Annotated in this window: 21 protein-coding genes; 6 read left to right on the top strand and 15 right to left on the bottom strand. The window is 69.6% G+C overall.

Annotated elements, in window-relative coordinates:
* Positions 1-46: 46 nt before the first annotated feature.
* Positions 47-1,042: a type VI secretion system protein TssA gene (locus tag RALTA_RS02945; RefSeq protein ID WP_041232277.1), complete on the top strand. Its 996-nt coding sequence runs from the start codon at positions 47-49 to the stop codon at positions 1,040-1,042.
* A gap of 16 nt (positions 1,043-1,058) precedes the next feature.
* Here the strand turns inward: RALTA_RS02945 and RALTA_RS02940 are convergent, their stop codons facing one another.
* The 5 genes from RALTA_RS02940 to RALTA_RS02920 are packed head-to-tail and all read right to left on the bottom strand — an operon-like array spanning position 1,059 to position 7,190.
* The gene (locus RALTA_RS02940) at positions 1,059-1,283 is read right to left on the bottom strand and encodes a formate dehydrogenase subunit delta (RefSeq protein ID WP_012351925.1); all 225 of its coding nucleotides are present in this window, start codon (positions 1,281-1,283) and stop codon (positions 1,059-1,061) included.
* Positions 1,280-2,155 (bottom strand): formate dehydrogenase accessory sulfurtransferase FdhD, encoded by an 876-nt coding sequence (fdhD, locus tag RALTA_RS02935; protein ID WP_012351924.1) that lies wholly within the window; start codon positions 2,153-2,155, stop codon positions 1,280-1,282. The genes RALTA_RS02940 and fdhD overlap by 4 nt, the downstream gene beginning before the upstream one ends.
* Positions 2,156-2,170: 15 nt before the next feature.
* Positions 2,171-5,050 (bottom strand): formate dehydrogenase subunit alpha, encoded by a 2,880-nt coding sequence (fdhF, locus tag RALTA_RS02930; RefSeq protein WP_012351923.1) that lies wholly within the window; start codon positions 5,048-5,050, stop codon positions 2,171-2,173.
* Between the two features lie 35 nt (positions 5,051-5,085).
* Positions 5,086-6,648 carry a formate dehydrogenase beta subunit gene (locus tag RALTA_RS02925; RefSeq protein ID WP_012351922.1) on the bottom strand — a complete coding sequence of 521 codons (1,563 nt, stop codon included), beginning with the start codon at positions 6,646-6,648 and terminating at the stop codon, positions 5,086-5,088.
* Positions 6,645-7,190: a formate dehydrogenase subunit gamma gene (locus RALTA_RS02920; RefSeq protein WP_012351921.1), complete on the bottom strand. Its 546-nt coding sequence runs from the start codon at positions 7,188-7,190 to the stop codon at positions 6,645-6,647. Before RALTA_RS02920 ends, RALTA_RS02925 begins: the two co-directional genes overlap by 4 nt.
* Before the next feature lie 161 nt (positions 7,191-7,351).
* Between RALTA_RS02920 and RALTA_RS02915 the strand changes: the two genes are divergently transcribed.
* Positions 7,352-8,452 carry a substrate-binding domain-containing protein gene (locus tag RALTA_RS02915; RefSeq protein WP_012351920.1) on the top strand — a complete coding sequence of 367 codons (1,101 nt, stop codon included), beginning with the start codon at positions 7,352-7,354 and terminating at the stop codon, positions 8,450-8,452.
* On the opposite strand, the gene fdxA is transcribed toward RALTA_RS02915, so the two are convergent.
* Positions 8,449-8,778, bottom strand: coding sequence for a ferredoxin FdxA (fdxA, locus tag RALTA_RS02910; protein WP_012351919.1), 330 nt, complete (start codon positions 8,776-8,778; stop codon positions 8,449-8,451). The genes RALTA_RS02915 and fdxA overlap by 4 nt on opposite strands.
* A gap of 137 nt (positions 8,779-8,915) precedes the next feature.
* Positions 8,916-9,383, bottom strand: coding sequence for a hemerythrin domain-containing protein (locus RALTA_RS02905; RefSeq protein WP_012351918.1), 468 nt, complete (start codon positions 9,381-9,383; stop codon positions 8,916-8,918).
* A 333-nt stretch (positions 9,384-9,716) separates the two neighbouring features.
* Here RALTA_RS02905 and RALTA_RS02900 point away from each other — a divergent pair, with 333 nt between their 5' ends.
* Together RALTA_RS02900 and RALTA_RS02895 are read left to right on the top strand one after the other, a co-directional pair.
* Entirely contained in the window at positions 9,717-10,364 is a 648-nt protein-coding gene (locus RALTA_RS02900; protein ID WP_012351917.1) for a recombinase family protein, read from the top strand.
* Positions 10,365-10,410: 46 nt separating this feature from the next.
* Positions 10,411-10,842, top strand: coding sequence for a hypothetical protein (locus tag RALTA_RS02895; RefSeq protein ID WP_012351916.1), 432 nt, complete (start codon positions 10,411-10,413; stop codon positions 10,840-10,842).
* Between the two features lie 16 nt (positions 10,843-10,858).
* Here the strand turns inward: RALTA_RS02895 and RALTA_RS02890 are convergent, their stop codons facing one another.
* The 8 genes from RALTA_RS02890 to RALTA_RS02855 form a co-directional block, all read right to left on the bottom strand.
* The gene (locus RALTA_RS02890) at positions 10,859-11,806 is read right to left on the bottom strand and encodes a glycosyltransferase family 4 protein (protein WP_012351915.1); all 948 of its coding nucleotides are present in this window, start codon (positions 11,804-11,806) and stop codon (positions 10,859-10,861) included.
* Positions 11,799-12,806 (bottom strand): glycosyltransferase family 9 protein, encoded by a 1,008-nt coding sequence (locus RALTA_RS02885; protein WP_242405258.1) that lies wholly within the window; start codon positions 12,804-12,806, stop codon positions 11,799-11,801. Before RALTA_RS02885 ends, RALTA_RS02890 begins: the two co-directional genes overlap by 8 nt.
* Positions 12,807-12,922: 116 nt before the next feature.
* Positions 12,923-13,909, bottom strand: a complete 987-nt coding sequence (locus RALTA_RS02880; RefSeq protein WP_012351913.1) for a glycosyltransferase family 2 protein — start codon at positions 13,907-13,909, stop codon at positions 12,923-12,925.
* The gene (locus RALTA_RS02875) at positions 13,896-15,653 is read right to left on the bottom strand and encodes a carbamoyltransferase family protein (RefSeq protein WP_012351912.1); all 1,758 of its coding nucleotides are present in this window, start codon (positions 15,651-15,653) and stop codon (positions 13,896-13,898) included. The genes RALTA_RS02880 and RALTA_RS02875 overlap by 14 nt, the downstream gene beginning before the upstream one ends.
* Positions 15,634-16,875 carry a glycosyltransferase family 9 protein gene (locus tag RALTA_RS02870; protein WP_012351911.1) on the bottom strand — a complete coding sequence of 414 codons (1,242 nt, stop codon included), beginning with the start codon at positions 16,873-16,875 and terminating at the stop codon, positions 15,634-15,636. Before RALTA_RS02870 ends, RALTA_RS02875 begins: the two co-directional genes overlap by 20 nt.
* Positions 16,872-17,525, bottom strand: a complete 654-nt coding sequence (locus RALTA_RS02865) for a D-glycero-alpha-D-manno-heptose-1,7-bisphosphate 7-phosphatase (RefSeq protein ID WP_012351910.1) — start codon at positions 17,523-17,525, stop codon at positions 16,872-16,874. The genes RALTA_RS02870 and RALTA_RS02865 overlap by 4 nt, the downstream gene beginning before the upstream one ends.
* On the bottom strand, positions 17,522-18,292 hold the full coding sequence (locus RALTA_RS02860; protein ID WP_012351909.1) for an SDR family oxidoreductase: 771 nt from the start codon (positions 18,290-18,292) through the stop codon (positions 17,522-17,524). Before RALTA_RS02860 ends, RALTA_RS02865 begins: the two co-directional genes overlap by 4 nt.
* A gap of 200 nt (positions 18,293-18,492) precedes the next feature.
* Entirely contained in the window at positions 18,493-19,005 is a 513-nt protein-coding gene (locus RALTA_RS02855) for a hypothetical protein (RefSeq protein WP_012351908.1), read from the bottom strand.
* A 387-nt stretch (positions 19,006-19,392) separates the two neighbouring features.
* Here RALTA_RS02855 and RALTA_RS02850 point away from each other — a divergent pair, with 387 nt between their 5' ends.
* Together RALTA_RS02850 and RALTA_RS02845 are read left to right on the top strand one after the other, a co-directional pair.
* Positions 19,393-20,664, top strand: coding sequence for a glycosyltransferase family 4 protein (locus RALTA_RS02850; protein WP_012351907.1), 1,272 nt, complete (start codon positions 19,393-19,395; stop codon positions 20,662-20,664).
* A gap of 52 nt (positions 20,665-20,716) precedes the next feature.
* Positions 20,717-21,745 (top strand): UDP-glucuronic acid decarboxylase family protein, encoded by a 1,029-nt coding sequence (locus RALTA_RS02845; RefSeq protein ID WP_012351906.1) that lies wholly within the window; start codon positions 20,717-20,719, stop codon positions 21,743-21,745.
* Positions 21,746-21,748 lie beyond the last annotated feature (3 nt).

Here is a 21,748-nt window from a genome sequence, read left to right as displayed (position 1 = left end):
CAAGCCCGCCTCGATGCCAGGCCCCGACCTGGCCTTCCCCGAACTACTGGAGCCGGTCGCACGCGAGAAGCCATGCGGTGACGACCTGGAATACGACCCCGAGTTCGTCCTGCTGATGGCCAGGGCGGCGCCAAAGGCGGAGGCGCAGTACGGCAACTTCGTCAGCGAGCCCGAAGCCGTCAACTGGGCGGATCTGGAACGCGACTGCCGGCGCCTGCTGCTGCGCACGCGCGACATCCGCATCCTGGTGCTGTGGCTGCGCTGCCGTACCCGGCCGGGCATGGCAAGCGGCCTGCGCGACGGACTCGCGACCCTGGCGTGCATGCTGGCGAAATGGCCGGATGAAATCCATCCGCAGTTGCTCGTCGATGGCGAGGCCGATCCCGCGATGCGCGCCAATGCGCTGGCAGCGCTGACGGATCCGGAAGGGCTGATGCGGGACATTCGCGAACTCGTCATCACCGGCAACGCGGCGCTTCGGCTGCAGATCCGGGATGTCGAGCGCTCGCTCGGCATGCCGCGGCCCGCCGACGCCCTGGCACCGGAATCGGTACGGCTGCAGCTGCAGGCGCTGCGCCAGCAGAACAGCCCTGCCCTCGCGGCCCTGGATCAGGCCGCTGGTCATGCAGCGGCTATCGACCGCTGGGCCAAAGCCAATCTGCGGGAGAACGGTCCTGACTTGAGCCCGTTGCTAAAGCTGCTTGGCATGCTGACCACCTCGGTCGCGACCGCGCCGGCACCGCCTGCCGCTGCGGCAGCAGCGGCGGCACGAGCCTGCGTGTCTGCCGATTGCCCTTCCGATAAGGGTGCGGCCGGCAGTCCTTGTGCCAGCGCAGCCGCCGTGCACCCGGACAAGCCGGAAGATCGCGATGCCGCGCTGGCCGGCATCCGCGGCGCGCGTGACTGGTTCGAGCGCCACGAGCCCAGCAGTCCGGTGTCACTGCTGCTCAGGCAGGCCGAACGGCTGGCCGGCAAGCGCTTCGATGAGGTGTTCCAGGCGATTCCCGCCGAGCTGGTGGCGCGCTGGTCGCAGGACATATAGCGAGGACCGGCGCCCGCTACTCCAGCATGGCCCGATGCCTGCCCAGCGCCTCCTGCACGATCTCCAGCAGCCCGCTGCCGGCCTCGGCGTCGACATGCCCCAGCAAGGCCCGGCGCATGCGCGGTTCCCAGAAGCGCTTGATATGCCCGGCGATATCCGAAACGGCTTCCTCGCGATCGGGCATGGCTTCGAAGAAGCTGCCGATCTGGTTGGCCATGGTGATGAGGTTGTCGATCTTCATGCCGGGGTCTCGTGGGTGCTGCCGTGCTGCAGTCGTTGGGGGTGGGCGTAGACCACGTGCGCGCCGGGGCGCACGAAGCCGGCCAGGGTGATGCCGGCCTGTTCGGCCAGGCGCACCGCCAGCGCGGTGGGGGCGGACACCGCCGCCAGCACGCCGGCGCCGATGGCGGCGGCCTTCAGGACCATCTCATAGCTGGCGCGGCTGGTGACCAGCACCGCGCCGCCGGCGATGTCTTCGCCGCTGCGGGCAAGCGCACCGGCCAGCTTGTCCAGCGCGTTGTGGCGGCCCACGTCCTCGCGCACCATCGAGACATGGCCATCCGCGCGCAGCCAGGCGGCGGCGTGGGTTGCGCCGGTGTGTCGCTGCAAGGCCTGGCGCAGCTGCAGCTGCACGAAGGCGGCCTGGACCACATCGGTATGGAAGCTCGCCGTGCTCCGCACCGGCGCAGGAGTCCGTATCACCTGTTCCAGCGATTCCGTACCGCATAGCCCGCAGCCGGTCCGGCCAGCCAGCGAGCGGCGCCGGTCCTTGAGCCGCATGAAGGCGGCCGAGGCGATGTCCAGCTGCACGGCGATGCCATGCGCGCGCGTGTCGATCTCGATGTCGTAGACCTCGCGCGCGCTGTCGACGATGCCCTCGCTCAGGCTGAAGCCCAGCGCGAAGTCTTCCAGGTCGGCCGGCGTCGCCAGCATCACCGCGTGCGAGATGCCGTTGTACTCCAGCGCCACCGGGACTTCCTCGGCGACCTCGTCGGGCCCGAGCATCAGCTCCGCGCCGCGCCAGCGGTTGACCGCAAAGGTGCTATGCGTAGGGGTCGCGGCGGCTTCCGCCGCGGCCGGATGGCGTTCCGGCGACTGCATGCAGCGCATCATCGCATGGTCCTCCCCTCAGCCCGCGGCCTGCGCCGGATCGGCGCTGGCCGCCTCCAGCAGCCGCAGCTGCGTGGCGTTGAAGTCCTGGTACTGCCGCTGCCACGCCGACGGCTGCGCCACCGGCAGCACCTGCACCGCGGTCACCTTGTACTCGGGGCAGTTGGTAGCCCAGTCCGAGTTGTCCGTGGTGATCACGTTGGCGCCCGACTCGGGGAAGTGGAACGTGGTGTAGACCACGCCCGGCTGCATGCGCTCGCTGACGATGGCGCGCAGCACAGTGTCGCCGGCCCGGCTCTGCACCCCGACCCAGTCGCCGTCCTTGATGCCGCGCTCTTCGGCATCGTGCGGGTGGATCTCGAGCCGGTCCTCGGCATGCCAGTGGACGTTGTCGGTGCGCCGCGTCTGCGCGCCGACGTTGTACTGGGACAGGATGCGCCCGGTGGTCAGGATCAGCGGGAAGGCACGCGTGACCTTCTCGCTGGTGGGCACGTACCTGGTGATGATGAACTTGCCCTTGCCGCGCACGAAGGCATCGATATGCATGGTCGGCGTGCCTTCCGGCGCGTCAGCATTGCATGGCCACTGGATGCTGCCGAGTTCATCCAGGCGCTGGTAGCTGACACCGGCGAAGGTCGGCGTCAGCCGCGCGATCTCGTCCATGATTTCGGACGGATGCCGGTAGTCCATCGGGTACCCGAGCGCATTGGCCAGCAGCATGGTGGCCTCCCAGTCGGCATAGCGCGCCTTGGGCGGCATCACCTTGCGCACGCGCGAGATGCGGCGCTCGGCGTTGGTGAAGGTGCCGTCCTTTTCCAGGAACGACGAGCCCGGCAGGAACACATGGGCATATTTGGCGGTCTCGTTCAGGAAGATGTCCTGCACCACGATGCATTCCATCGACGACAGCGCCTCGGACACGTGCTGCGTGTTCGGGTCCGACTGCACGATGTCCTCGCCCTGGCAGTACAGGCCCTTGAAGCTGCCCGCCAGCGCGGCCTCGAACATGTTGGGGATGCGCAGGCCCGGCTCGGGGCTGATCTCGACATTCCATGCCGATTCGAACAGGCCGCGCACGGTCGTGTCCGACACGTGGCGATAGCCCGGCAGCTCATGCGGGAACGAGCCGATATCGCACGAGCCCTGCACGTTGTTCTGCCCGCGCAGCGGGTTCACGCCGACGCCCTCGCGGCCGATATTGCCGGTGGCCATGGCAAGGTTGGCGATGCCCATCACGGTGGTCGAGCCTTGCGCGTGCTCGGTCACGCCCAGGCCGTAGTAGATTGCGGCGTTGCCGCCGGTCGCGTAGAGGCGCGCCGCGCCGCGCAGCTGTCCGGCGGGGATGCCGGTGACGCTCTCCATCGCCTCGGGCGAGTTCTCCGGCAGCGCGACAAAGTCGCGCCACTGCTGGAACGCGCGGTTCTCGCAGCGCTCGGCAATGAAGGCTTCGTTGAGCAGCCCTTCGGTGACGATCACATGCGCGAGCGACGTCACCAGCGCGACGTTGGTGCCGGGGCGCAGCTGCAGGTGGAAGTCCGCGCGGATATGCGGCGAATCGACCAGGTCGATGCGGCGCGGATCGACCACGATCAGCTTCGCGCCGGCGCGCAGTCGCTTCTTCATGCGCGAGGCGAACACCGGGTGGCCATCGGTCGGGTTGGCGCCGATCACCATGATCACGTCGGCCTTCTCGACCGACTTGAAGGTCTGCGTGCCCGCCGATTCGCCCAGCGTCTGCTTGAGGCCGTAGCCGGTCGGCGAATGGCACACGCGCGCGCAGGTATCGACGTTGTTGTTACCGAATGCGGCGCGCACCAGCTTCTGCACCAGGTAGCCCTCTTCGTTGGTGCAGCGCGATGACACGATGCCGCCGATGGAGTCCTTGCCGTGCGTGGCCTGGATGCGCTTGAACTCGGACGCGGCATAGTCGATGGCCTCTTCCCACGATACCTCGCGCCACGGATCGGTGATCTTCGCCCGGATCATCGGCTTGAGAATGCGGTCCTTGTGCGTGGCGTAGCCCCAGGCGAAGCGGCCCTTGACGCAGGCGTGGCCCTCGTTGGCCTTGCCGTCCTTGTACGGCACCATGCGCACCACTTCGTTGCCCTTCATCTCGGCCTTGAACGAGCAGCCCACGCCGCAATAGGCGCAGGTGGTCACGGTGCTGTGCGAGGGCTGGCCCAGCTTGATGATCGAGGTCTCGGTCAGCGTCGCGGTCGGGCAGGCCTGCACGCAGGCGCCGCACGAGACGCAATCCGACTCCATGAACGGCTGGCTGGTGCCGGGCGAGACGCGGGAATCGAATCCCCGGCCGCTGATGGTCAGCGCGAAGGTGCCCTGCGTTTCCTCGCAGGCGCGCACGCAGCGGTTGCAGACGATGCACTTGGACGGGTCGTAGGTGAAGTAGGGATTGGACTCGTCCTTCTTCATCTGCGTGTGCGTCGCGATCGGTTTCGCGTCGGGGCCGCCGTCGTTGTAGCGCACCTCACGCAAACCCACCACGCCGGCCATGTCCTGCAGCTCGCAGTTGCCGTTGGTGGGGCAGGTCAGGCAATCGAGCGGATGGTCGGAGATATACAGCTCCATCACGCCGCGGCGCAGGTCGGCAAGCTTGTCGCTCTGGGTCTTCACCTTCATGCCGGCTTCCACCGGCGTCGTGCACGAGGCCGGATAGCCGCGGCGCCCCTCGATTTCGACCAGGCACAGCCGGCACGAGCCAAAGGCTTCCAGGCTGTCGGTGGCGCACAGCTTGGGGACGGCGATCTGCGCTTCCATCGCGGCGCGCATCACCGAGGTGCCGGCAGGCACGGTGACGCTGACGCCGTCGACCTCCAGGGTGACCATGTCGGTCGAAGGGCTGGCGGGGGTGCCGAAATCGATCTCGTTGCGGGCGTTCATGGCGGTTTGTCTCCCGTGTCTCTGCTGGACCTGGCTCAGGCGGCCCTGGCCGGATTGGATGCGAGGCCGAAGTCCTCGGGGAATTCATTCAGCGCGGACAGCACCGGGTACGGCGTCATGCCGCCCATTGCGCACAGCGAGCCGTTGAGCATGGTGTCGCACAGGTCGCGCACCAGTTGCACATGCCGCACCGGCTGCTCGCCGGCGATGATGCGGTCCATCACTTCGACGCCGCGGGTCGAGCCGATCCGGCACGGCGTGCATTTGCCGCACGATTCGATCGCGCAGAACTCCATCGCGTAGCGCGCCTGCTTCGCCATGTCGACAGTCTCGTCGAACACCACGATGCCGCCGTGGCCGACCACGCCGCCGAACGCGGCATAGGCTTCATAGTCCAGCGGCACGTCGAAGCGCGACTCGGGCAGGTAGGCGCCCAGCGGCCCGCCCACCTGCACCGCACGGATCGCGCGGCCGCTGCGCGTGCCGCCGCCGTAATCGACCAGCAGCTCGCGCAGCGTGACGCCGAACGCCTTCTCCACCAGCCCGCCGTGGCGGATGTTGCCGGCCAGCTGGAACGGCAGCGTGCCGCGCGAGCGGCCCATGCCGTAGTCGCGATAGCACTGCGCGCCGCGCGCCAGGATCACTGGCACCGTGGCCAGCGAGATCACGTTGTTGATCACCGTGGGCTGGCCGAACAGTCCCTTCAGCGCCGGCAGCGGCGGCTTGGCCCGCACCACGCCGCGGCGGCCTTCCAGGCTTTCCAGCAGCGCGGTTTCCTCGCCGCAGACGTAGGCACCGGCGCCCTTGCGCACTTCGAGGTGGAAGCGCTTGCCGCTGCCGCGAATGTCGTCACCGAGCCAGCCGGCGGCGTTGGCGATGCCGATTGCGCTCTCCAGCACCGCGATCGCGTGCGGATATTCGGAGCGGCAGTAGATATAGCCCTGCTCCGCACCGACCGCGAGGCCGGCGATGGTCATGCCCTCGATCAGCATGAACGGGTCGTCCTCCATCACCATGCGGTCGGAGAACGTGCCCGAATCGCCTTCGTCGGCATTGCAGACGATGTACTTGACCGCGGCTTGCGCGCCCAGCACCGTCTTCCACTTGATGCCGGTCGGGAACGCCGCGCCGCCGCGGCCGCGCAGGCCGGAGTCGGTGACTTCCTGCACGATCTCGGCGGGCTGCATGGCGAGCGCGCGCTCCAGGCCGGCGTAGCCTTCGTGCGCGCGGTAGTCGTCCAGCGACAGCGGATCGGTGATGCCGACGCGGGCGAAGGTCAGGCGCTCCTGACGCTTCAGGAACGGGATCTCTTCGGTTAGGCCATGCGCCAGCGCGTGCGCGCCGCCCTGCAGCAGCCCGCCGTCGAAAAGCCCCGGCACGTCGGCCGCGCTGACCGGGCCATAGGCCACGCGTCCGGCGGCGGTCTGCACCTCGACCAGCGGCTCCAGCCAGAACATGCCGCGCGAACCGTTGCGCACGATGCGCACCGCCTCGCCGCGCGCGGCGGCCTCGCGCGCGATGGCTCGCGCGACTTCATCCGCGCCCAGCGCCAGCGCGGTGGAGTCCCGCGGCACAAAGACAGTGGTGGTCGCGCTCATGCCTGGACCTCCGCCTCTGCCGGTGCCGCCGTGGACCGCGCGCGCAGCGTGCGCACCAACGCGTCGAAGCGCGCGGCATCGACATAGCCGTGCAACTGCTCGCCCACCATCACCGCCGGGCCGCAGGCGCACTGCCCCAGGCAATAGACCGGCTCGAGCGTCACTTGCCCGTCCGCGCTGGTTTCATGGAAGCCACAGCCCAGCGCGCGCTGCGCATGCTCGGCGAGCGCCCCGGCGCCCACGGCCTGGCATGCCTCGGCGCGGCATACCTGCACCACGTGCCGGCCGGCGGGCTGCTGGCGGAAGTGATGGTAGAAGGTGATCACGCCATGCACTTCGGCGCGCGACAGGTTCAGCGCGCGCGCGATCACGGGCACGGCGGTGTCGGGAATAAAGCCCTGGGTGTCCTGGATCTCGTGCAGGATCGGCAGCAAGGCGCCCGGCATGTGCTGGCGTGCCGCGACGATGGCGGCAATGCGCGCGGGATCGGGGGATGCCGCGGCATCGGGAGCACGTGGTGCGTTGGGGGCGATGTCTGGCATGGCGTCTCCTGTGAGGGCTCGCCAGGACCGGCGGCAAGGCCTGGCCGGATCCCGCTTATATGCTATTTTTTTCCTATTTCCGGGCTATCGGATCGCCGTTTCGCCCGTTAGGCGGACTATATGAGAGTGACAGCGGCCCTTCAATAAGCTATTTTCTACATATGATCCGCATCTCGATCCACCCCCATCTGCAAATCCGGGACGACGCCCGGCCGGGCGGCGAACCCCTGGACGTGTCCAGGCTGGTCGCCCTGCTCGGCCATATCGGCGACTCGGGCAGCATCAGCCAGTCCGCCCAGGCGGTGTCGCTGTCGTACCGCTATGCCTGGGGCATCCTGCGCGATGCCGAGGCGCTGTTCGGCGGTCCGCTGATCGACAAGACGCGCGGGCGCGGCAGCGCCCTGACGCCCCTGGCGCAGCAGTTGGTGTGGGCCAGCAAGCGGATTGGCGCCCGGCTGTCGCCGACGCTGGACAGCCTGGCGTCCGAACTCGAGATCGAGCTGAAAAAGCTGATGGCGCAGCCGGAGGCGACGGCGCGGCTGCATGCCAGCCACGGCTTCGCGGTGGCGGCGCTGCGCGACTTCCTCGACGAGCAGCAGGTGCGACACGACCTGAAATACTGCGGCAGCGTCGAGGCGGTGGCGGCGCTGGCCGAAGGCGCGTGCGACATCGCCGGCTTCCACGTGCCGGTGGGCGAGTTCGAGCACGGCATGTGGCGCCACTTCACCACCTGGCTCAAGCCCGAGACGCACTGCCTGGTGCACCTGGCGGTGCGCAGCCAGGGGCTGTTCGTGCGGCCGGGCAACCCGCTCGGCATCCACACACTCGAGGACCTGACCCGGCGCGAAGTCCGCTTCGTCAACCGGCAGGTCGGCTCAGGCACGCGGCTGCTGCTGGATCTGATGCTGGCGGCGCGCGGCATCGACAGCGCGCGCATCGAGGGCTACAGCAACGGGGAATTCACGCACGCCGCGGTGGCGGCGTACATCGGCAGCGGCATGGCGGACGTGGGCTTTGGCGTGGAGACCGCGGCGCGGCGCTTCGGGCTGGCCTTCGTGCCGGTGATCAAGGAGCGCTACTTCTTTGCGATCGAGCGCGCCAAGCTGCGCAGCGCGGCGCTGGCCGGCGCGGTCGGGGCACTGACCAGCGAGGCCTTTCGCCAGCGCGTCAATGCGCTGCCCGGCTATGACGGCACCCTGACCGGCACCGTGCTGACCTTGTCCGAAGCCTTCCCGGACTACCTCGACACGCCGCAGCGCTAGCGCCGCAGCAACGACAGGCGGTCAGGATGGCCGGCCCACTGCTCGTGGTCCGGCAGCGGTCCCTTCGCCTGCGTCAGCGGCAGCCAGTCCGGCCGTCGCGACAGCTCGGCGTTGAGCGCGAGGAAATGGCGCTGGTCTTCCGGCAGGTCGTGCTCGGAATAGATCGCACCGACCGGGCACAGCGGCACGCACATCGAGCAGTCGATGCATTGGTCAGGATCGATGGCAAGGAAGTTCGGCCCTTCGTGGAAACACGACATCGGGCAGACCTCGACACAGTCGGTGTGGCGGCACTGGATGCAGGCATCCGTCACGACAAACGTCATTGGGGCAGTTACGGCACGGCAGTCAATCAGAGGGGGATCGTAACGCCCGGCCGATGCGCGCGGGAGGCACCGGCTTGTGCAAGTCCTTCAAATCCGCTGAAGCGGCGGGGCGCCGCACGCGCCCCGGCATCGCCGCGTCATGCCGTCTCGCGCATCAGCTCTTCCTTGCGCGCGGCCATAGCCTGGGCCACGTCGCGCAGGTCGACCTTTTCCTTGATCACATTCTTGAACAGCTCGCCTTCCTCTTCCTCGATGTGGTGGGAGACGTATTCCGACAGCACCGTGAAGTTGGCCTCGAGCATGTCGCCCGCCGGATCCTCTTCGATCGCCGCGATCAGGTCCTTGGCCACCTGGTGCTCGACCTGCGCCTCGTCCAGCATGGCGTCGATCTCTTCGCTAACGCCACGCAACGCCGGATAGAAGATTTCTTCCTCGATGGTGGCGTGCACCGTCAGCTGATGGCACACCTCGAGCGCGATCGACTCTTTCTCGTCGCGGTCCTCGGTGTCCTTGAACGCCTTGAACTGCTTCTTGGCGGCACGGTGGTCGTCCATCAAGGCACCGAGGGCCTCGGCCTGGTCTGCGGGGATCTTCGATTTGTCCACGGTTCTCTCCTGGTGGGGAGCCGGCACTCCGGCTTCGCTCCGCAAGGTGCAGGTTCCGTGCCCATGCCGCCTCCAGCGCCGTGGCGCGCGCGCGGCGAGCCGCCCGCGAGTCATTGCAATTCCTGCGCGAAGCCTTGTAATTGTGCCCGCGGCGGCGCGTGGGCCAACGCATGCGCGCCCGCATCGGTTTTCCGCGCCGGCATGACGTTGCGCCACCCGGCGCGAGCACCGGCGCGCGCGGCATGAAAGTTGCGGCGGATACCGCAAGCCGGAACGAAATCCCTCTGCCCGGAGCGCCTCAAGAAGCGAGCGGCCCCACGCCCCGATACCATCATGCCGACCACATTCCTCTACTCCAATTGCGCCGATGCACCGTCGGCCATCCAGGACGAACTGCAGGCCGCCGGCGCCGCCGGCTATGGCGTCGACCCGCAACACGTGTTCTGGGAGGCAGCGCCCGCATCGGTGCCGGCATTGCAGCGCCCGCGCCTGCGCGCGCTGCAGCACCAGGTGCAGCCGGGCGACGCGGTGGTGGCGCTGCGCCTGTGCAGCCTGGGCTGGAGCGTGCCTGAAGTGTTGAACACGGTCCGGCGCTTCCGCCTGCTCGGCGTGGCGCTGTACTGCGTGCAGCTGTCCCGCGCTGACCTCGCCAGCGCGACGCCGCCCGAAGCGGTCGAGGTATTGCGTGCCGTGGCCGCGCTCGAAGGCGCCACCCGAAGCGTGCGCGTGCGCGAGAGCCTGGCCGCGGCCAAGGCTATGGGGCGCCAGGTCGGCCGTCCGCCCAAGCACACGCCCGAGCAGCGCCACGCCATACTGAGCGCGCTGTCCGCGGGCTATTCGGTCAGCGAGACCGCGCGGCGCTTCAACACGTCCCGCCAGACCGTGCTGCGCATCCGGGCCGCCGAGCCGCTGGCCCAGCGTGCGGCAGCGATCGCCTTGGCCGACACCGAAGAGTCCGCCACCGAGGCGGCGGCAGAATGAAACCCGCCGCCGCAACGCGCGCTTCGGCGGCGCCTGGCCGGCTGCCATGACCGACCGGTCGCCTGACGCCACGGACCTGCCTGGGGCACTTGTCGATGCCACGGCGCCGGCCGGGACCATACCCCTGCCCGCGCGCTTCGCCAGGCCTACCCTGCTGCTGGAAACCCTGCTGGCCACGCGGCTGGAGCTGCTCAGCCGCGACCACCCCTGGCCGCCGCATACGCTGGCGCAGCGGCGCGCCGTGCTGATGCGGCTATGGGAGCAGCGCGCGCCGGGGCTGTTCGAGCAGGACGGCACCGCCGAAAGCATCGAGCGCTGCCTGCAGGCCGCGTTTGCTGAAGCGGCCGCCGGGCGCAGGCTGGAAGCGGCGCTGCAGTTCAAGCGCGCGTATTACCTGGTGTGCTGCACGGCATCGTCGAGTAGCCGAGCCCGGCTGCATGGCAGCCACAACGGCGGCAATAACGGCTTGCCCGGCTAGCCAGCGCGTGCCGTGTTCACGCGCACACCGCACGCAGCGTCTCGTCCCACTCCGCAACGAAGCGCCCGATGCCGAAGCGCTCGCGCGCCACCCGGCAGCCGCGCTCGCCCCAGACCCGCGCCAGCTCCGGATCATCCAGCAGTTCGCGCATCACGCTGACTAGGACCTCGATGCGCGTATCGACATAGCCGTTGTTGCCGCTCTGGATCACGGTGGCCAGCTCGGTGGTGGCAAGGCCGACCACCGGCACCCCCAGTGTCATCGCTTCCACGACCGCCAGCCCCAGGCTGGTGTAGCGGATCGGATTGAAGAAGAAGCGGTAGCGCGCGACAAAGGCCGCCAGTTCCGGGTTGGCGACCTCGCCCAGCCCGCCCGCCTCTTGCGCCGCCATGCCGACCAGGTCCAGCGGCACCTGTTCGCGCACGCGCGCGAACAGGTCTGCGCCGAGCCGGCGGCCGCGCCGCGACAGGTTGTTGACCACGCTGATGCCGCGCGCCAGTTCGCCGCTGTAGCGCACCGCCTCGTCGACCAGCACGCCATGTTCGATCACGCGGCACGGCGTGACGCCGCTGTCCCACATCAGCGCATTGAACGGCGTCACATGCACCAGCAGCATCGACGGGTCCTGCACCGGATGGCGCGTATTGGTGGGATGCTCCTGCGGCGGATCGTGCTCCAGGTAGATCGCCGGCAGCGCACGCTGCGCGGCGCTGAGCAGCGCGACGCGGTCATGCTCGTAATGGTGGCGATGCTGGTACAGCACGCAGTCGAAGTCGCTGGCCGGAACGGCGTCGTAAGGCACCTCATGCACGTTGGCGCCCCACGGCAGCGCGCCGCCGGCGCCGGCATAGCCGGGCGTGCCGTCGTCGCGCGTGACCAGGTACAGCTCGTGGGGGATCTGCGACAGGTAATACAGATAATTCCCGTGCACGTGCCAGGTCAGGATGCGCAGCCGCCTAGCCATGGCTGCGCTCCCGAGCTGCCAACGCCAGCGCGGCTTCCACCACGCTGGCCACGCTGATGTTTGCCGCGCACGGGTGTCCGGCGACCGGGCAACACTGATGCATGCACGGACGGCATGCCGGCTGGTCGGCCAGCACGCGGTGCAGCGTGGTGTCGAGCGGCGCCCAGCGTGCGCTGTCGCTGCCGCAGGAAACCACCACGCTGGGCGTGCCCACCGCCGCGGCAATATGCGAAGCCCCGGTGTCATTGCACAACAGCAGCCGCGCGCCCCGGATCAGCGCGGCCAGCGTGCCGAGCGCGGTCTGCCCGCACAGGTTCACCACCGGCTTGCCCAGGCGCCGCGCCAGCTGGCCCACCAGCGCGGACTCGTCGCGGCTGCCGGTCAGCACCACCTTCACCTGCCAGTGGCGCCGCAGCGCGCGCCCTGCCTCGGCGAAGCGCTCCACCGGCCAGCGCCGCGACAGCATGCGCGCACCGGCGTGCAGGCAGATGTATTCGCCGGCAACCAGCCCATGCTCCGCAGCCAGCAAGCGCCAGCTGGCATGGTCGAGCGGGCGCAGCGGAAACGCCAGGCTGCGGTCCGTGCACGGATAGCCCAGCGCCTGCATCAGCGCCAGCAGCCGCTCCACTTCGTTGCCCTGCGGCCACGGTACCAGCACGCCGGCGCGGTTGCAGCGCGCCGCGGCGGGATCCGGGCAGAAGCCGGCCATGCGCCGCGCCCCCAGCCGCTGCACCACGGCGTTGGTGAGCGCGCCGCTGCCGTGCAGCTGGATCGCGAGGTCGAACCGCGCCGCATGCGCGGCCGCGTAGAACGGGCCCGCGGCGGCTTCGGCGCACGGTTGCTCGGGCATCCCGGGCGCGCCGGGAAACACCATCAGGTCATCCACCAGCGCGCTGAAGCGGGATACGAACTCCTGCGCCCACGGCAGGCCGATCAGCGTGATGCGGGCATCGGGCTCGCCCGCGCGCAGCGCCCGCAGCGCCGGCACCGCGCACAGCATGTCGCCGAGCTGCAGCGCGCGAAAGACCGCGATGCGCCGCGCGCGTACCGGCGCCGTGCGGCGCCGCGACCGATGCTGTACCAGGGGCAACGCCGTGACCGGCTCGACGCATGCATTCATAGGAACACCACCCGGAACGCCAGCGCGCCGCGCAGCCGCCAGTACAGCGACAGCGGCGGTATCAGCATGGAGGTGACGGCCATCTCGGCCACATGGGCCGGCGTCAGCGCGGCGCCGCGCAGGCGCCGCGCGCAGAATGCCACGGTAAATCCCAGCCACGACAGGCCCGCTGCCGCGGCCACGGCGGGCGCGCCTGCCAGCCACGCGATCGGCGCGGCCAGCAGCGCCAGCACCGTCGCGTAGTAATGCCAAGGCGGCACGCGCCGGATGCGCTGCCGGTACAGGCGCGGATGCTTCTTGTACAGCAGCGCGTCGAAGTACACCTTCGCCTGGGCCGCCATGCTGCTGCCCCACGCGGCGGGCCGCACCGGATGGGCCACTACCGCCGCCGGCGCGCGCCCCACCGGGCAAACCTGCTCGATCAGCCGGAACTGCAGGTCCGAATCCTCGCGCCAGGCGCGCGTGAAGCGCTCGTCAAAGCCGCCGATGCGCTGCAGCGCATCGCGCCGGACGAAGCAATTGGCGGTGACAAACTCCGCGTGCGCGAGACCCCCGGTATCGCGCTCGTGGTCGGTGGGCCGTGCCGGCAGCGGCACGGTCACGGTGCCGGCCACCGCGCAACACTCGGGCTGGCCCGCCAGCGCCGCGCAGCCGGCTTCGAGCCAGCCCGGCTCCGGCACGGTGTCGTCGTCGGTGAATGCGATCACCGGGGCCAGCGCGCGGCGCCAGCCCGCATTGCGCGCGCCCGACGGCCCTTGCGTGCCGGGCACTGGCACATAGCGCAGCGCATGATGCGGATGCTGCGCGGCCATCAGCGCCACCAGCCGTTCGATGCGGGCTTCGCAGCCATCGTCGGCGATAAGGATCTCGTAGTCCTGCGCGGGCAGGCGCTGCGCGCACAGCGCCTGCAGGCAGCGCGCCAGCAGCGCCGGGCGGCGCCAGGTAGGTACCACCACCGATACCCGTGGCTCAGGCCTTTGCATGGGCACCTCCCGCAGGCTTCTCCAGCAGGAACGGGCCGATCACCAGCGCGTCCAGCGGCGAGGTCCAGAAGCACTCGACCGCATCGCGCGGCGTGCACACGATCGGTTCGCCGCGCGTGTTGAACGAGGTATTGACCAGGATCGGCACGCCGGTGCGGCGCTCGAACGCGGCCAGCAAGTCATAGTAGGCCGGGTTCTGCTCGCGGCGCACAGTCTGCACGCGCGCGGTACCATCGACATGGCAGACCGCGGGGATGCGCGCCGCCTGCTCGGGGCGCACGTCGTAGATGAACAGCATGAACGGCGCCTCGCCGCGGCCGGGCTTGGCCGCGCTGAACCAGTCCGCGGCGCGCTCCTGCATCACCACCGGCGCCACCGGGCGGAAGTCTTCGCGGTCCTTGATCTGGTTCAACCGCTGCTGCATGCCGGGATCGATCGGCGAGGCCAGGATCGAGCGCGCGCCCAGCGCGCGCGGGCCGAACTCCATGCGACCCTGGAACCAGCCGATGATCTTGTTCTGCGCCAGCAGCTCGGCGGTCTGCCCTGCCAGGTCGTCGAGCCGGCGGTAAGGCAGCCTGGCCCAGTCGAGGAAGGCCGCGATCTCGTCCTCGCCATATGCCGGCCCCAGGTAGGCGTGTTCCATCGACCATTGCCGCGCCGGACGTCCGCGCTGCAGGAAGTCGATCCACAGCGCCGCGCCCAGCGCGGTGCCGGCGTCGCCGGCGGCGGGCTGCACCCAGACCTCGTCGAACGGGCTCTGGTCACGTACGCGCGCGTTCATCACGCAATTCAGCGCCACGCCGCCGGCCATGGCCAGGTGCCGTTCGCCGGTGGCCTCGGCCAGCCAGGTGGTCATGCCGACCACGGTTTCCTCCAGCACCTCCTGCAGCGAGCGCGCGATATCGAAATGCGCGGCGCCGAAGGCCTCGCCGCGCTGGCGCGGCGGCCCCAGCAACGCCGCCAGGTCCGGTTGCGACACGCGGTAGCCGCCTTCGGCATCGCGCCGGACCATGTCGCGGAACACGCCGAGATGCGCGGGCTTGCCGTAGGACGCCAATGCCATCACCTTGTACTCGTCCGACGAATGCAGGAAGCCCAGGTGGCGCGTAACGCGTTCGTACAGCAGCCCAAGCGAGTCCGGCAGGTCGATCTGCTTGATGCGCCGGTACGCCTTGCCGTCGAACACGCCGTAGCTGGTGGTGGCGCGCTCGCCGCGCCCGTCCATGGTCAGCACTGCGCAGCGCGCGAACGGCGCCGCCAGAAAAGCGCTGGCTTCATGCCCCATGTGGTGCTCGACGAAATGCCAGCGGAACGGCCCGTCGTGGCGCACGCCCCGGAAGCGCGCGGCCAGGTGGTGCGGCGCGCCGCTGGCCAGTTGCCGCGGCGCGTTGACCACGTACGACAGGAACAGCGGGTCCCACGGCGACTCATGCCCGCTGGCGGCACCGTGCGCCGACGGCTCCAGCGGCAGCGTCACGGTGGCGTCATGCCGGCGCGCGCCCAGCATCAGCGCGGGATCGAAGGCATAGGCGACATGGTCGACGTCGCGCAGCGCGATGCCGGCCTCGGCCAGGCAATAGTCGATGGCGTGGAACGGCAGCTCCCACGCCGTGAACGGCACCGGGCGCTTGCCGTGCTTGATGTGGGTGAAGCGCTCGTCCTCCGCCGCGGCGATGACCTCGCCATCGCGCACCAGGCAGGCGGCAGAGTCATGGTAGGCGGCGTTAATGCCAAGGGTGTACATGTTCAGCCTCGTCGTGTGGGAGGTGGCGGGTTGCACTGTCGTCCGGCATCGCCGGCACGGCATCGAACTCAGGAGGCGTCGCAGCGGCTGCGCCCACGCCCGGCCACGGCAGTTCGACCGCGGGCATGCTGTCGGGATTGCCACCCAGCAGCGCCAGCGCGGCCTGCACCGCGTGCGCGGCCGGCACATCTTCCAGGCAGCGATGGTGCCCCTGCGGACACATGCTCTTGTAGCAATAGCGGCACGGCACATCGGCAAACAGCGTGCGGTGCGGCACCTGCCACGGCGTGTGCTGCGGGTTGGTCAGCGCGTACAGGTCCACCACCGGCGTGCCCAGCGCGGCGGCGAGGTGGACCGGCCCGGTGTTGTTCGACACCAGCAGGTCGGCGGCTTCGATGAGCGCGCCCATTTCGCCCAGGCGCAAGGCGCCGGCGAGCGGCACCACGCGCGCGTGGCCGGCAGCGGCGCAGACCGCGCGCACGATGTCGTGCTCGGCGGCATCACCGGTCACCAGCACGTGCGCACCGGCTTTCACCGCGAGCGCGTGCGCCACCTGGGCAAAGCGCGCCGGCGGCCAGCGCCGCGACGGCGCGCTGGCGCCGGGATGCACCACCACCACCGGCCCGCTGCGTCCGCCGCGGATCGCGGCCAGGCGCCCCGCGACGGCGCTGCGGTCCGACGCCAGCACGCGAAAACGCAGGCGCGTATCGCGCGCGACGGCTCCCACCTGCGCCACCAGGTCGAGCTGGCGCTGCGCCTCGTGGCGCGGACGCTGTCCCGGCAGCGTGCCCGGCTCGGTGTCGGGAATCCAGTCGCTCAGCAGCGTGTACGGGTTCTCGCGGCAGCAGGCCAGCCGCAGCGGAATGCCCGCCAGCGCGCACAGCACCGCGGCGGGCAGGGGGCTCTGGCTGTAGACGGTAAAGATCACGGCCGCGTCGAAACGGAAGCGCGCCAGCCAGCGCGCGCACGCGGCGATCTCCGGTCCGGGAGCCGGTGCCACCTGAGCCTCGGTGTGCCTGGCCCACGGTGCGTCCCACGCCAGCACGCGACTGACCATCGGCAGGTGCGGCGCCAGCGCCGCCGCGCTGCGCGAAGTCAGCAATGTCAGCCGTCGGCCCGGCAGCGCCTCGGCCAGGGCCTGCATCGCCGGCGTGCTCATCAGCACGTCGCCCATATTATCGAGGCGCACGCACAGCACGCTGCGCGCGGATTGCCAGTTCATGGCGCCTCCGCATGGGATGGCGACGCGGCCTTCGATGCTGCCGCGCCGGCCGGGTCCGCGGCCCGCATGCGCGCAACCACCAGGCGCGCGGCGGCGTCGAGCGTGCGCACCACGTAGTCAGCCTGGCGCGCGGGCGACAGCTGCCATTCGGTCTCGTTGCCGCAGTCGACCAGCACGGTGGTGCACCCGGCGCGGTTGCCGGCCTCGACGTCGTTCAGGATATCGCCGATCATCCAGGACCGCGCCAGATCGAGCCGCCATGCCGCGGCGGCCTGCAGCAGCATCCCGGGCATGGGCTTGCGGCACAGGCACGCGCGCGCGTAGGGAGCGACCCGCCCTTCAGGATGATGCGGGCAATACAGGAAGCCGGCCAGCACGGCGCCATGCTCGGCAAACATCGCCGCCAGCCGATCGCGCACCGGCACCAGTTCTGCCTCGGTATGCAGGCCATGGGCCACCCCGGGCTGGTTCGTCACCACCACCAGCGGCACGCCCAGGCCGCCCAGCAGCCGCAGCGCGGCGGGCGCGCCTGGCGCAAGCCGCATGCGCGCCGGATCGACGTTGCAGGGGACGTCGTGCAGCACGGTGCCGTCCTTGTCGAGCAGCACCGCGGCGCTGAGCTGGCGTCCGGAAGCGCTGGCGGAGCTCATGGCCACGAGGTCTCCTTCATCGGCAGCACCATCACCTCGGGGATCACGGTTTCATCGGGCTGCGTCAGCACGAAGCGCACTGCGTTGGCGACATTGGCCGGATCCTGCAGGTTGCCCTGATCGATATCGGGAAAGCGGTCGAGCAGGAACGGCGTACGCATGCCGCCCGCCACGATGGCCGACACCTTGATCCCGTGCGGGCGCAGTTCCGCGTGCAATGCGTGCGAGAAGCCAAGCAGGCCCCACTTGGTGGCGTGGTAGGCCGAAGCATTGGGCCACGCGCGCTTTGACGCGGTCGACGCGATGTTGACGATATGCCCCCCGCCCTGCGCCTTCAGCAGCGGCACGGCGGCATGCGTCATCAGATAGGGGCCGTACAGGTTGACCATCAGCACCTTGCGCCAGGTCTCGGCATCGACCTCATCCACCGGCAGCGTGATATCGATGGCGGCGTTGTTGACGATGCCGTCGAGGCGCGCCCCACGCGCGCGCACGGCTTCGAAGGCGGCATGCACGGAGGCGGGATCGGAGACGTCCAGATGCAGCGGCCACGCTTGCGCGCCGGCCTCGGCAAGGCCGCCGGCGCTGTCGCGCGCAAGCTTGTCGTCGATATCGGCCACGATCACGGCGGCGCCGGCGGCGCTCAGCGTGCGGCAGATGGCGGCGCCCAGGCCCCTGCCCGCGCCGCTGACCAGATAGGTGCGGTCCTGCAGCGGCATGGCGGACTCGGTGTACGCGGCGGGTCGTGGCGGAGGCGAAGTTTGCATGGTGGTTCCCTGGCGATCGGTGTGTGGTGAACAGTGATTCGGACAACGAATCGGACATCGGTGCTGGCACCCTGCCGGCTGCGGCATGCTGCGTTCAGGACAGGAATTTCCAGGTGCGCAGGCTTGCTGCCGGTGCGAAATGTGTGCCAACAGTCAGGCGAACGCACCGGTGCGGCAGACCGCAGGCCATCAGCGGCCCATCAGCCGGCCGGCTGCGCGCTTGCGCAAGACCCTTGCGCCACCGCTCGCAGCAGCATCGCCACGCAGCCGGCAAAGGCCTCGTCGTACCACGCATTGGCACCGCTGACGGCGACCACGATGCCGTCCACCACGGCGGCACCGCCGAGCAGCGTGTCATCGCTGCGCAGGCGGTGGGGGCTGCAGTGGATTACCTGCGCGCTGGCCATGCCGGTGCGCCAGCTCAGGCTGGCCTTGGCGCGCGCATAGCGGCTGTAGTCGGCATCCCAGGCTTCTCGCGACGGCAGCGAATGCTCATAGAGAATCGCTTCCTCGAACGCGCAATCGCCCGGCTGCAGCGTCGGATCCATCACGACGACATGCATGCAGCCGCTTTCGCCGACAGCCTTGTCGCGCAGCGAGGCTTGCAGCATCGGTAGCGCGAGTTCCACCGCGCGCCGCGCCGCGGCGGGATCGCTGAAGCGGCTGGCGCCGGCCTGGGAAGCGCGGGGCGGCTGGCCCGCAGCGGGGGTCATGGGCATGGGCAACTCCATCGATGGTTGAAGGGCAGGCGGTCGGCCAGTGCGTGCAGCAAGGCCTGCATGAGCGCCATCGACGCAGCAAACATCGGGCCGGTTGCAACGCTGCGCAACGCGGGGTCGCAAGTGAAAGACCGGTAAGCGCAAATTACAAAGGGGCGGCGTAAGAATGACCAAAACGCCCGATGGCGCCCTTGGTGCGTCTTCTGGGCTATGCGGTTCTCGCTCTCAACGAGAACCGCTATATCGCTTCTCCATCGGTTCCCCGATCGGCAGCAAGATTTGTGGGATTGTCCGTGCCGCACTGGCACGCTAGCTGCAGGGGCCACCACCTCCTGGCCGGTACCCTGCGTTGCGGGCGGCCGCAAAATACCGGAGCCCACCATGCGCAAGATCGCGCTGATCAGCGAACATGCCTCGCCACTCGCCAGTGTCGGCAGTACCGACTGCGGCGGGCAGAACATCTATGTGGCGCATCTTGCAAGGCAGCTTGGCAGCCGCGGCTATCAGGTCGATGTGTTCACGCGCCGCGACAAGGCGCTGTTGCCAGAAGTGGTGGCGTTCGCACCCAACGTACGCGTGATCCATGTCACGGCCGGACCGCCGGTGCAGATCCCCAAGGAACAGTTGCTGCCGTATATGGAGGACTTCGGCGCGTTCCTGGCCGACTTCGTGCGCCGCGACGCCACCGGCTACGATGTGCTCCATGCCAACTTCTTCATGTCCGGGCTGGCTGCGCTACGGGCCCGCCACACGCTGGGCATACCGCTGGTGATGACCTTCCACGCGCTGGGCAAGGTGCGCAGGTTGCACCAGGGCAGCACCGACGGCTTCCCCGACGACCGCTTCGCCATCGAGGACACGCTGGTGCGCGAGGCCGACTGCGTGGTGGCGGAGTGTCCGCAAGACCTGGACGACCTCGTCAGCCTGTACAGCGCCGATCCGGCGCGCGTGCAGACCGTGCCGTGCGGCTTCGATGCCGCGGAGTTCGCGCCGGTGCCGCGTGACGCGGCACGGCGCGCACTGGGCTGGCCGCTGCACGGATTTCGCGTGCTGCAGCTGGGCCGGCTGGTGCCGCGCAAGGGCATCGACAACGTGATCCGCGCGCTGGGCTGCCTGCGGCGCGACACGGACCTCGATGCCACCTTGTACGTGGTGGGCGGCAACGCCGAGCAGCCCAGTGTGCAGGCCACCCCGGAAATCGGCAGGCTGCAGGAGGTAGCCAGCGCCGAAGGCGTGGCCGAACGCGTGGTGTTTACCGGCCGGCGCGGGCGCGACACGCTGCGCCTGTTCTACAGCGCCGCGGATGTCTTCGTGACGACCCCGTGGTACGAGCCCTTCGGCATCACGCCGGTGGAAGCGATGGCGTGCGGGGCTCCGGTGATCGGCGCGGACGTCGGCGGCATCCGCTCCACGGTGGTGGACGGGCACACCGGCTTCCTGGTGCCGCCCAAGGCCCCGGCGGCGCTGGCGGCGCGGCTCGCGCAACTGGCCGCGAACCCCGCGCTGGCGCGCAAGCTCGGCGAAGCGGGCCGGCGCCGCGCGCAGGCGCATTTCACCTGGGCCGGAGTGGCGCGGCAGATGGAGGCGGTCTATGCGCGCGTCTGCGCCGGCGCGCCCGTGCTGCAGGCGGGGGCCCGCCGCGTGGCGGCCTGACGCCGGCACCGCGGCACGCCCGCACAAGCAAGCCAATCCAAGGAGAACGGAAATGAAGGAAAGCGATCGCAAGCGCATCCTGGTCACCGGCGGCGCGGGATTTCTCGGCTCGCACCTGTGCGAGCGGCTGGTGCGCGCCGGCCAGGACGTGCTGTGCGTGGACAACTTCTACACGGGCACCAAGGAGAACATCGCGCACCTGCTGGGCCGGACCAATTTCGAGCTGCTGCGCCACGACGTCACCTTCCCGCTGTACGTGGAAGTCGACGAGATCTACAACCTCGCGTGCCCGGCCTCGCCGGTGCATTACCAGCACGACCCGGTGCAGACCACCAAGACCAGCGTCAACGGCGCGATCAACATGCTGGGACTGGCCAAGCGGCTCAGGGCGCGCATCCTGCAGGCGTCCACCAGCGAAGTCTACGGCGACCCCGAGCACCATCCGCAGCAGGAAGGGTACTGGGGCCATGTCAATCCGGTGGGCATCCGCTCCTGCTATGACGAAGGCAAGCGCTGCGCCGAGACCCTGTTCATGGACTATCACCGCCAGCACGGACTGGACGTGCGCATCGCGCGCATCTTCAACACCTACGGGCCACGCATGCACCCCGCCGACGGCCGCGTGGTATCGAATTTCATCACCCAGGCGCTGACCGGGCAGCCGCTGACGGTTTACGGAAACGGCGCGCAGACGCGTGCATTCTGCTATGTCGACGACATGGTCGATGCGCTGGTCCGGCTGATGGAAGCTCCCGCGAGCGGCACGCCCGTCAACCTGGGCAACCCGTGCGAGACCACCATGCTGGAAATTGCGCAGGCGGTGCTGCGCGCCACCGGCTCGCCCTCCCGGATCGAGATGCGCCCGCTGCCGGCCGACGACCCGCACCAGCGCTGCCCCGACATCACGCTGGCGCGGCAGCTGCTCGGATGGGAGCCGACCACCGCGCTGGAACAGGGGCTGCGCCGCACCGTGGATTACTTTGCCGCGCGGCTCGCTGCCCAGGCGCATGCCGAAGGGGCGCCCGGCAACGTGGTGCCGGTGTCGGCCACCGCGCGCGAAGCGCGTGCCGCGCTCAGTTGACGG

Source organism: Cupriavidus taiwanensis LMG 19424, from assembly GCF_000069785.1.
GTDB classification, from domain to species: Bacteria; Pseudomonadota; Gammaproteobacteria; order Burkholderiales; family Burkholderiaceae; genus Cupriavidus; species Cupriavidus taiwanensis.
Note: the sequence above shows the minus strand (reverse complement) of the source record. Positions and strands in the feature narration are given on the sequence as shown.